This is a genomic window from Methylothermaceae bacteria B42, from assembly GCA_001566965.1.
Taxonomy (GTDB): Bacteria; Pseudomonadota; Gammaproteobacteria; order Methylococcales; family Methylothermaceae; genus Methylohalobius.
The window spans coordinates 58172-69236 of sequence record LSNW01000039.1; the positions used below are offsets into that span (position 1 = coordinate 58172).

Annotated in this window: 8 protein-coding genes and 1 pseudogene; 6 read left to right on the forward strand and 3 right to left on the reverse strand. The window is 55.6% G+C overall.

The features are described from left to right. Positions 1-17: 17 nt before the first annotated feature. From AXA67_02390 to AXA67_02400, 3 genes are read right to left on the reverse strand one after another with little or no spacing between them, the layout of a single operon-like run. Positions 18-2387, reverse strand: coding sequence for a hypothetical protein (locus AXA67_02390; protein ID KXJ39399.1), 2370 nt, complete (start codon positions 2385-2387; stop codon positions 18-20). Between the two features lie 29 nt (positions 2388-2416). Continuing rightward, on the reverse strand, positions 2417-2977 hold the full coding sequence (locus tag AXA67_02395) for a hypothetical protein (protein KXJ39400.1): 561 nt from the start codon (positions 2975-2977) through the stop codon (positions 2417-2419). Then, positions 2974-3975, reverse strand: coding sequence for a hypothetical protein (locus AXA67_02400; protein KXJ39401.1), 1002 nt, complete (start codon positions 3973-3975; stop codon positions 2974-2976). Before AXA67_02400 ends, AXA67_02395 begins: the two co-directional genes overlap by 4 nt. Before the next feature lie 148 nt (positions 3976-4123). Between AXA67_02400 and AXA67_02405 the strand changes: the two genes are divergently transcribed. From AXA67_02405 to AXA67_02430, 6 genes and pseudogenes are all read left to right on the forward strand, one after another. Beyond that, the gene (locus tag AXA67_02405; protein KXJ39402.1) at positions 4124-7129 is read left to right on the forward strand and encodes a hypothetical protein; all 3006 of its coding nucleotides are present in this window, start codon (positions 4124-4126) and stop codon (positions 7127-7129) included. Positions 7130-7228: 99 nt separating this feature from the next. Further along, positions 7229-7471, forward strand: a complete 243-nt coding sequence (locus AXA67_02410) for a hypothetical protein (GenBank protein KXJ39408.1) — start codon at positions 7229-7231, stop codon at positions 7469-7471. Between the two features lie 23 nt (positions 7472-7494). Continuing rightward, positions 7495-8745 carry a hypothetical protein gene (locus AXA67_02415; GenBank protein ID KXJ39403.1) on the forward strand — a complete coding sequence of 417 codons (1251 nt, stop codon included), beginning with the start codon at positions 7495-7497 and terminating at the stop codon, positions 8743-8745. A 422-nt stretch (positions 8746-9167) separates the two neighbouring features. Further along, a complete protein-coding gene (locus AXA67_02420) occupies positions 9168-9626 on the forward strand; it encodes a hypothetical protein (GenBank protein ID KXJ39409.1) in 459 nt (152 codons plus the stop codon). Continuing rightward, a complete protein-coding gene (locus AXA67_02425; GenBank protein ID KXJ39404.1) occupies positions 9626-10579 on the forward strand; it encodes a hypothetical protein in 954 nt (317 codons plus the stop codon). The genes AXA67_02420 and AXA67_02425 overlap by 1 nt, the downstream gene beginning before the upstream one ends. A gap of 17 nt (positions 10580-10596) precedes the next feature. Continuing rightward, positions 10597-11065, forward strand: a pseudogene (locus AXA67_02430) (hypothetical protein).

Below are 11065 nucleotides of genomic sequence, written 5' to 3' on the forward strand. Positions count from 1 at the left end.
TCGGATACCCACCAGTTTCAATCCACCCACGGCCGCGCCTGTTTGATGACCAACTGTCCCCGGCTGCCGTCATCGGTTTCGGTGATTTTGAACTCGATCTCCATGGCGAAACCGTCCCCGCCACCATAACGCTTTTTGAAATGGTGGTGAATCAGACCCAGGTAGCGGCGCAGTTGATCTCTTTCTTCCGAAGTCAGCACGGTTTCCGTGGTGACCGGCCGGCCGTACACTTCGGTGATGTTGGAGTGGCGCAGGAAGACGGTTTCCCAGGCTTCGGAGGTACTGGATGCCGGCAATCGCGCCATGACATATTCATCGGGGACAGGAAAAATCTCTTGATCACCGATAGTCACCGGCTCCGGGTTGGTCACGGAAATTTCGCCGTACTGGGCATTGACGGTATGGCCCGGCCAGATGGGATTGTACAGGTTTTTGCTGACCGCCACCCCGTTGGCCTGTTCATCCCCGTAATTGGGATGAATCAAAACTCCCATGTAGGTACTGAAATGATCCACCCGCCAAAACTCCCGTTCCTCCACAGCCTCGTCCGTCCACAGGCTGGCCCAGACTTTTTTCACGCTCTCGATCAACGGTCCTTCGTCCGGCTGGTGGGTGGTGGAACGGTATAGCCCCGCGCCGTTGAAGCCAGGCAAGTCTTCGTTGTTGGTGCTGGAGCGGCAACGCAAAGATTGCGTATAAGGCGGCCCCGGCGGATCCCAGAAAAGGCGGACCCTCTCAATGGCATCTATCATGGCCTGGGGCGCTTCCCCGCGTTTGATGCGCTTGCGCAACGCTTTCAAGGCTTCGGCCCGGAATGTTTCATCGCTGGGGAAACGCGCATCTTCCAAAATGGCCCGCGCCTGGTCATAAAATGACGTTCCGGTTTCTCCCGGACCGCAAAGCCCGGTTTGATCTTCGCCGCAGCGGGGCAGGCTCATGAACTCATCGTACAGGGCAAAGGGAACGGCGTAACCTGCCGGCGCCACCCCTTCGGGTAATATTTTTCCCAACTCGGCCACATTGGCGGCCTTGACCCCGAATGCCCGCCAGTCTGAAAAGCCGATTTCGGACAAAGGTTGCGGTTCGACTGCCGTAAGATCACTTGCCGGGATGGCGGGGGAATCCGGCCGCAGACTATCAAGCCAGTCCTCCGCCGCTTGCCGGGTTGCCGCTGACAGTTCCACCCCCTTGGCGGTGGCGCGGAAATGCACCCACTGACCGATCAAAGGCGCGATGGCCGCTTGTTGGGACGCCTGACGGATAAAGACGTTGGGACGGCGATCCTGCTTGGCCCGCAGATTGATGTGAGACAAGGTGGTCTGGGGCGTTTCGGTAATAATCCCGGCCACCCTGCCCAGATCATTGGGAACAAAGGTCAAAATGGCCACATCCCGGAGACCCGGCGCGGGATCACCGGGACGAACCACGCGCAACCGGCCGTAACTTTCCCCGGGATTGAGCACCGCCTGTTGAACATCGCCAAAAAGCGCCTTGGAGTCGATGACCGGAACACCCGCCTCCTGCAACATTGGTTGATGTTGATCCAACAATTCCAGGTGGGTTTCACCCACCGGGTGGTAGACCAATTTACCGGCGGCAAAAGGCAGCGCTTTCACCATCAACCGGTAGGCTTGCACGATATGCTCGCCCGATACCGGGTCGGTGGGCCAAAATTCCAGCGCGTAACGGTCCGTGGCTGGATAATAGACGATGGAACCTGCCAGATTGCGGCGCCGGCGGCTGAAATAGGTCTCCGCGCTGAACAACGCGTTCGCCTGCTGGTAGGGTTGATCGGTATATCGTTTCAGCGCCGTATAAACAAAGTCGAAATGGTAGGGATAACGCCCGCTGTTTTGGAAATAGAGCACCGGATTGGGGGTATCCACATCGGTGATCACAAACTTGACTTCCTTGACCCCCACCAGTCCCGCATTGGTGGAAGTCACCGCCAAGGCGTCAAAGCCCTTTTGATCGGGCAGCCATAAGGCGCCATCGCCTTCTCCCAGCAAGCGGTACGCCAAACGATCCGCCTGATCCCAGGCCCGGGTGACCAGCAACCGGGTTCCGGCCAAGGTGGGCAACAGCCGCATTTCCACGCGGTAAACCGGCTTGCTGCCAACACCTGCCGGCACCACGACCTCATCCAGCAGCGCTGTTTTGGTGGCCGGATTGTAAACGGCGCTGACTTCCCCGGGCTGGGTTTGATAAGGTTCCAGCGTTTCCAGCAGGAAATGCCATTGATCCCCGTCTCCAACCCGCCGCAGCCGCGCCAGACGGTAGTCCTGCGGGCCAATCCGCACCGCGGGCACGGTCAAAACCCTTTCCACCGGTGAATAAATGGACTGGCTTGCCTGACTGGAAAAGGTCAGTCCCCAAAGGATTCCCATTATCCACCAACAACGAAAGTTGACTGACATTAATGCACTCCCAATAACTGAAACCGCAATGTATCCGCTAAGTTTTCCCGGATCAAATCCACGGTATAGTGACGGCGGCTGCCATCGGTTAACAGCACTTCCAGATCCGGAATGTGAACCCGGCCATCGGCGGGAAAATAAAAGGCGGATTTTCCCGCCGGCGAGATAACTTCCCGCAAATCCTTGAGCATAAACCGAAAACCGGCCACCGTTGTATCACGCGCCAACCGCGCCCGGTAATAACGGTTTTCCCCGGCTACTTTGACGGGATCAAGGGTCAGGGTTTCCGAAATAAAATCATATTGGCCGGAAACCGCCGAATTGACCGATCCTGCCAGATATACCGCGCCATGATCCTTGTGTCCTTGCAGTTCCCGGCCCGGCGCGCCAATGAAAATCCCCTCTTCGGTCATTGCCAGCGCCGATCCAAAGCGGTCCTGGGGCCTGCCTTTGGGAAGAGACAATCTCCTGTGGGAATGCCAATGACCTGCTTCCTTGACGATCAAGTAAGCGGCGCCACTGCGGAATCGGGCCGCAGTTTCTCCCGGCGCGCCAATCAACAGTTGGCCGTTCCTCCACACCAGACGGCTGCCAAAGGCGCCATCCTCGGCGGTTTTGTCCGATGCCAATAGCACCTCCTCCCGCCATCCCTCCCGAGTGCGCGGTAAACATACACCACGCCGGAAAACAGCTTATCCCCCACATCCTTGGTCGGGGAACCCACCGCCAGAAGATCTCCTTCCAGCGCCAGCGCGGCGCCGAACTGTTGCAGGCACTCGGCATCCGGCGGCGCCAGGGAATCGGCGGGCACGGTGCTACCCTCCCGCAATGCCGCGAGGGAATATATAAACACTGCCCCCACATCCTCCCCGCAAAAGGGCGCGTCTCCCTTGGCAATGGCGAAGTTCTGGGTATCAACGCCGGATTTCGGTATCAACGCGCCCTTGAATTGCACTACATCCTTGGCCACCGATCCCACCGCCAGCCACTGCCCGGTCATGGCGAGGGAGAGGCCGAAACGGGCATCGGCCTCGGGCGTGGGATCGCTTATTTGGGCGGCAAGCCCGCAAGGTTGTCCGGCTGGACAATGGTACAGATAAACCCTGCCGGCATTTTTTTCCTCTTTGACTTCGGCAAATGGCGCACCCACCGCCAACCACCCTTCATGGGAGGCCAGCGCCGTGCCGAATCGCTGGCTGGCTTGACTTTCCGGCGGTTGAATCACTTCAAGCAAACGCCAGTTTCCCGCCGGGTCTTTTCCATAGCGGTAAACCCGTCCGGTGTCTTCCTTCGGGGCGGCTACCGCCAATGCCTGATCCACCCAGGTGACGGCGGCGCCGAAACCTTTTGCCTGGGCGGAATCCTTAGGGCTAAATGCCACAACTTGCCCCCATTGATCCGGAAGCGGAAAGTCACGTTGGAAAACCACGGCTCTGTCGTGTCCTCCAATCACCGCCAAGCCGTTTTTCACATCGAGGGACTGCCCGAACTTGGCGATATTTTCAAACGCAACCGGCACAATCCTTTGAAATGCCTCGTCTTCCGCCGCTGATGACATACTGCCAATCCCTCCTAGGAGTAGCACGGAAGCAGCATAGCCGACAATTTTCATTGAACGCACCTTCCCAATCATTCTAGATGTTGAAATAAACGCAACTTCCCTGCCAATAATAATTTCCCAGTGCCAACAACCACTTGGTAATTGAGTGACGCCCAATCTAGATACCCTGATTGTGTTATTTGACCTACGGAATGCGTCATTTGCCACACCTGGAACACGCCATATCATCCAGGATTCTTCCGAACATTTTCATTTACAAGCCATTTTTAAAAATGGCCCGGATTCTGCAATAAAACCAATACTCATAATTAGAATTTTTCCGGAGGATCGCATGTTCTCGGCACGTTTGATTACCCTCGCCTTGACGGGGCTACTGATACAATCCCCTGCGCTTCAAGCCAAGGTCAATGATATTGATAAACCACTGGATCACCCTGCCATCCCGTTGCTGGATGAAGATGGCAAACACGTCCTGGAAAGCGGCAAACCCTACAGCCCGAGGAAATCTTGCGCGGGTTCCGGGTGTCACGACTACGACAAAATCACCAGCGCCTATCACTTCGAAATGGGCCGGGACGAAGGCAATGACAACTTCGGAAAGTTCAATAACTTTCTGGGCGCCAAATCCCTGGTAAGCCCCGGCTGGTTTGGCGGGTTCAACTGCATGGGAGGCAGCATACCCACCCTGCTCGCCAACAAGAAAAACGGCTATAAGGAAATGTTCCGCGACTACGGCGCCGCTGGCTTCATAGATTGTTCCAGCTGTCACGTGGGTGGCGGTTTCGGGGAAAAAGACCGCCATGGCATCCGCTACACCGAGCGGGACCCGGCCACCATTCCGCCTTACGATGGGGATTACTACAACCGGGGCACCGACGAGAACAATGAAGACACCGACAAGCTCACCGTCGCCAAATGGGACTGGCACAAAAGCGGACTACTGGAAGCCGACTGCATGTGGTGCCATGTCAATTCCGACACCATGACTCTGCCCGATGAAAGAATGAAAGGCCGGCGAGGGATGATTGGTGACTACCGCAGCGCCCGGCGGGAATTTATTAGTGAAAAACAATTCCGCTATGCCGCCAATACCATTTGGGAGTTCGTCAATCTTAACGCCGGCAAGGAAGGCGAGCCTTTGAAGGCATTAACCGTGGAACGGGAATGGGACGAAGAAGGTAAGGATTACACCCTGAAGAAGGATGCGGAAGGCAAACCCATTATCCACTGGAACCCGGTGGCCTTTGACGATAGGGGCAGAATCCACGTAAAAATGATGCGCTTTGCCGAAACTGACAACTGCATGGCTTGTCATCGCACCAGTAATTCCCGTCGGGGATTTTATGGCTATGGCGATGATGCCCTAGCAGAGCTGGACCCCGAAGATCAAACCCTGGTGGAAGATTACAAGGACGACGTCCACAAAGGCAAGGACCTGGGTAAATATTGGCAAGGCGAATCCCGTATTATGGATAACTGCAACGTCTGCCACAGCCGGGGATACTTCAAAGGCAAGTTTGAGAACATCAATTTGGATCAGGATCATAACTTCCTGAAAGGCCATTCGGACATGGATATCCGCAACGACCTGGACTTCGCCGACGGTATCCGCACCTGCGAATACTGTCACGTGGAAGGTCAGAACGCGCGTGGCGAGCCACCGGTCATTCCATCCAAACAGCCAACCCTACTGGCCGCCCATCTGGAACGGTGGAAAAACAGCGGTTACATGCTGGGATATCCACAAGATAGTCTGGAGAAAGTCGTACAAACCCATTTTAGGGTATTGAATTGCCAGACTTGCCACATCACCAACAAAAAAGGCCGCGGGGGCAAGCCACTTCAGATCATGTACCGTTACCGCGACGACCAAAACCACCAGCGCAAGATTGTCACCTACAATCCGCGCCTGCGTTATCTGTGGATTGATACCACCACCGGCTGGGCCCTGCCCCGCTTTGAACGGGGACTGGTGGTGCAACTGCAAAAGGACGCCGACGGCAACAACGTCGAGGTGGAAGTCGATGGCCGCAAGCGCTTTGTGGGCGATATCATCGATCCTGAAACCGGAGAAAAGCTCCCGGGCCAGGTTACCGCAAGGGTTTCCTACGGCAGCCTGCGCATCGGCGATCCCCTGGATGCCGATGGCTACCGGTCGCTGAAAAAGGCCTACGACAAACTGATGAAGATGCGTCATGGACCGCAACTCAAAGGCCGCCAGCCGGATGTAAAAATGGTGTGGATGGAATCCAACGAGTACATCATTTCCCATAACGTCCGGCCTGCGGTGTCCGCCCTCGATTGCGGCCGGTGCCACGACAAGAAGCAGGATGGCTCTTTCAGCTCGCTGCTCTCGCAAAACGGCGTGCTGGGCGACGGTAACCGCAAGGAAGTCACCACCCTGCCCGATCCCAAGCTGGTTCAGGAAGGGGTCGTGGTTATGGGCATGCCCTACATGAAGCTGGCCGAGGATGGCACCATCTATGAGAATGAAAACGACATCCTCTTCGCTACCTTGGTGGACCCTTTTATGACTGTGAACGATGCCACCAACAGCCGCTTCGTTGGCGGATACTTCAAAAAGGTATCCATGGCGGAAGGCATCAAAAAGCTGAATCTCAAAGCCAAAGCGCCGGATGATGGCGGCCCGAGTTATTTCATATTTGCCCAACGCTATGGCAAACCCACATTGAAAAATGGGGGGGCCGCGCTGCCTGCCAATACCATTACCAATAGCTTGGCGCCGAAGTGGCGGGTGGAAAGCCTGCTCTATCCCAAAAGCCAGTCACTGGTGGATCTGATCCACAGCCGCGGCTTTGGCGATCTGGCATCGGATGCGGTCAGAATCAGCGTGCTGGATGAAAACAAAAACGCCCTGCGGGAGTTATTCGGCAACCGGATGATTGTGAAACTGCCGTACCGGGGCCGGGCCAAGGACAAGAATGGCATCGAAGTGCTGACATCCGTCGATGGCCTGGAAATTCACCGGATTGATCCCAACGACATCATCCAGTTCATTCCCCGGGGTCCCACTTCGAACCCCAATATTCCAACGCCCAAGGGAACCCGGCAACTGGATTTTGACGCGGAAGACGGCTATGTCCTTTTCTACACCAATTCACCCGGCTATTTCGCGGTAGCGGATTTGTAACCCCGACCTTCCCGAAACATCAGGGATGGTGTGTTAAGAGCGCAGGGATGCGCTCTTTTTTCTGGGTAGACATATTACTGAAAAAAGAAGGTAATGCTCATGCTTGGTAACCATTTCATATCAAATCTGACATCCAAAACCGCGCCTTGGCTCGCCGGCGCCGGCCTGGCCGGAGGGCAAGCGGGACTGGCGGTACGTTGCACCGTCCCGAGCCAGGGTCTCTGCTCCGGATGCGGCAGTTGCGCCGTGGTCGTGGCCTCCCTGGTAACCTGGGCGGTAGTCCTGAAAAAACGCAAGGGCGATGCGTGGTATATCGAAACCACCCGGGATGCGGACAAATAATAATCAGCGTTGTCTTTTCATCCGTGCATCCCGCCCAAAAACTCACTTTGGCGCTCACTTTGGTGCTGCTTCCACAGGCTGTCTTCGCCTTCAATGTCAGCGCCACATTGGAAGCTAAATTCCAGGTGGACAATCGTTTCACCGAAGATCCCCGCATCCTTGGCGAGTTATGGGGAGATGCGCGCCTGATTTCCCTGAAGCAGGATTGGCAAATGAAGATTTCCGCGGCGCAACGGATCAGCAGCCTGGCCAACGATAGCCAGGGAAAACTCTACCAGGCTTTTCTGGAGAAGCATTTTACATTTCTAGACAGCCATTTACGCCTGGGCCGGTTTCAGCGCACCGACGTCAGCGGCTTCTATACGCTCGATGGCGCCCAATTCGACTATCGCTTGTCCGGTTGGCATTGGCAATTCTACGGCGGCAATCCCCACCGGATGGATCAGGTGCAATCGGTGGATGGGGATTATGTCTTTGGCGTGGCGGGGGAATATCAGCAACAGCTCGATTGGCAGTGGGGTTGGCTCACGCTCTCTTCTTTTTCCTTCCGCAGTGGATTCCAGCAATTTAGGAACAGCCGGAGTTCCCGCCGTCTGCGCGGTGGCGTCAACTATACCGGCAAGCTGGCGGGCCGCCCGTTTGAAACCGGGCTCAATACCGTTTACCGGTTTGACCGCAAGGCTTTTGAGGACGTGTTCTTTAATTTGCGTCTGGATTTGACCGATAATCTGAGATTCCGCAGCAATTACGAATACTACCGGCCAAGAAATCCCTTTCCCACTTTCCGGGAGCGGTTTGTCAGCGCCTATGCCCTGGGGGAACAAAGCCTATTCCGGGCGGAATTACATCATCGGCCAACACAAAATTGGCATTATTTTATCGGCGGCCAAAGGGCCACCAAAGTAGATGGTAAGGATGGCTATGGCCTGCGCGCCGGTGGAGACGCTTCCCTCCCAGGACAAATCCGGATCAATCTGCTGTATGACTTTCTCGAACTGGAACAGGAACGGGCGCACAGCGTTTATGGCGGCATTACCCAACCGGTCAACTCGCGCCTGGAGTGGCATCTAAACGCCGCCCTGCGCCGGGAAGACAAATTGCTCTACGGCGTCAACTGGGCCCGGGGGGCGGAAATCGGCGGCCGGTATATGATTGACTTCAGTAAAGTGGTCATCCTTTCTTTTTCCTACATCGCCAACAGCAAGCGCAGGGATGATTATGTGGGCGCGTTGCGGTTTATCTATTACTTAGACCGGTTCATGCCCAAGCAATGAAAGCGCTGATCGTCTGTCTATTTACCATTATCTTAGAGGCTGCCTTTGCCGCGGGAATATCCAAGATCCCGTCCCCACCGGTATCGTCAGCCCAGGGCCAGGAAACTGCATCATCTTATTCCCGGCCAGGGACTGCCGACATAGACCTCATGAAAACATGCACATCAGTTGATCCAGACCCTGACAGTCAAGAAATCCTTTTTTCACCCCGATGCCTGAAAGAAGCAAGTGGGGATCAGGGGAGTGGTTTGAGGGCGTACGCGGCCTGGACGGCCGCGTCCGAGCCTCCAGGGATGGATTCACGGCGTCCCGAAAACCACTCCCCTGCTCCCCACCCTCCATACAGTAAAGACAAGGAAAAAACCTGGTGGGAAAAACGAGAAGAGAGAAAACCGGATATTTATTTTCCCCACAACGTTCACATGGAGATCATGAAGCAGGAAGGGGATATGTGCATGATCTGCCATTCCTATCAGCCCACCCGGGAAACCGATCCCGAAAAACTGCGGGCCATGACGGAAATTCTTAACGAACCCCTCAAAGCTATGTGTCACGACTGCCACGTGGTGGAAAGGCGGGCGCCTTGGCGCTGCGATTTGTGCCATCCCGACAAAACCAAAATCTGGCCGGAGGATCATAAGTTCGGCTACATCCAGCACCACGCCGAAACCGCGCGCAAGGACGAGCGAGCCTGCCGGGAGTGTCATCTGGAGCTGTCTTTTTGCACCGATTGCCACTTCCGCCGGGAAATCTCCGGCACCGGATATCATCCTTTGGGCTATATCACCCTGCACGGCATGGAAGCCCGCACCATGCCCTCCAATTGCGGCCGCTGCCACAATAATTTTTATTGTGACGATTGTCACCGGAGGCGGGAATGATGCGATTGCTTGTACTCATTCTCACTTTGCTTATTCAATCGGCTTATACCGTAGAGAACATTGAAGTATCTTTGGAAAAAGGCCAACTGCTTCTGACTGAACGTCACAGCGGCTGGGGCAGGCCCCGCTGTATTAGTTGCCATGTCCTTTCCAGGATTCATAAAGACGCCCCCCATATCCGGGGCATCGTGGCAAAAAAAGGGTTTGAAACCTGTACCGGCTGTCACGGCAGCAACGGCACGGACCGGCCGCGCCGCTGCCTGATCTGCCACAACAGACAAGATCTGCCTTTTTCTCCCCAACAAACCGGGACCCATCAACACGATTTCAACATAGATATCGATCAGCCTTTAGAAGACCACCATTGCCTAGTATGTCACCAGGCGTCAGACATGGACGGTAATTGGGAACTAGGAATTGATCTCACCCATTTTCCCGACGCCAACGGCGTGCAAGAACCCTACCGCCACGAATCGGAATTTTGCCTGCGCTGCCATAACCGACTCCACCAACAGCCGGGTTTTCCGGTGCGCAGCAGGAGCCTGCAAGATCCCCTTACCATGATCCCCTATACCTGGCGCCACATGGACGAGCACGGTATCCCCTCCGGCAGCGGCAAACGTATTTATGCCGGATTGCGCCCGCCTTACCGCTATGGCGTCACCCTGGCCTGCACCGATTGTCACGCCATGCACGGCACCAACAATCCCAAACATATTATCGATAACAGTTCCAAAGGCGCCTTCGCCCTGGAGATACGGGACCAGGACATCCCCGTCCAGGTCATCGATCACGGCGATTATTCCCAGCTGTGCGTGCTTTGCCACGAAATGAAGCAACCCCTGGAAGACGCCCTGGTGGATACCGGCAACGGCCTGTCCGGCGTGCACCGGGTTGGCGATGATTGCCGCCTTTGCCACACCCACGGCAAACCGGGGATGACTGGATTGTAACCATGAGATGGGTGTTAATGGGAATGTTGATCTGTGTTGCCTCCGTGGCGGAGGAAAAGCCAAAGACCCCGCCCCACCATCATTTAGTGGATGTTCCCGTCCCCAAAACCATGACCATCCGATCTCCCTTGAAAATGCCCCCGGAGGGCAAGCTGGATTGTCCGGTATGCCACGGTATCGACAAAATAGACGAAATTCCCTTCGAGGAAGTGGACAAGGACGATCCAAACTTTCTGCGCGGCGGGCCGTATTCCGACCTCTCGCAATTTTGCTTCAACTGCCACGAAGAAGAAAAACACGAACGCCCCAACATCCACGCCATGCTCGATGAACACGGTGAAATCATCGAAGACCACTGCACCTACTGCCACGAAGAAAAACCCGACCGGAAAAAGGCGCAATCCCTGGAGGAAGTCAAACTCAGGGCGCCGGTGGATACCTTGTGTTGGGGTTGCCACTTGAAAACGCCCCACTTGAACTACTCCT

Excerpts from the sequence above, each read along its gene's own strand:
- AXA67_02410 (KXJ39408.1), top strand. The coding sequence starts at position 7,229 with ATGCTTGGTAACCATTTCATATCAAATCTGACATCCAAAACCGCGCCT.
- AXA67_02390 (KXJ39399.1), bottom strand. The coding sequence starts at position 2,387 with ATGGGAATCCTTTGGGGACTGACCTTTTCCAGTCAGGCAAGCCAGTCC.
- AXA67_02400 (KXJ39401.1), bottom strand. The coding sequence starts at position 3,975 with ATGTCATCAGCGGCGGAAGACGAGGCATTTCAAAGGATTGTGCCGGTT.
- AXA67_02425 (KXJ39404.1), top strand. The coding sequence starts at position 9,626 with ATGCGATTGCTTGTACTCATTCTCACTTTGCTTATTCAATCGGCTTAT.
- AXA67_02420 (KXJ39409.1), top strand. The coding sequence starts at position 9,168 with ATGGAGATCATGAAGCAGGAAGGGGATATGTGCATGATCTGCCATTCC.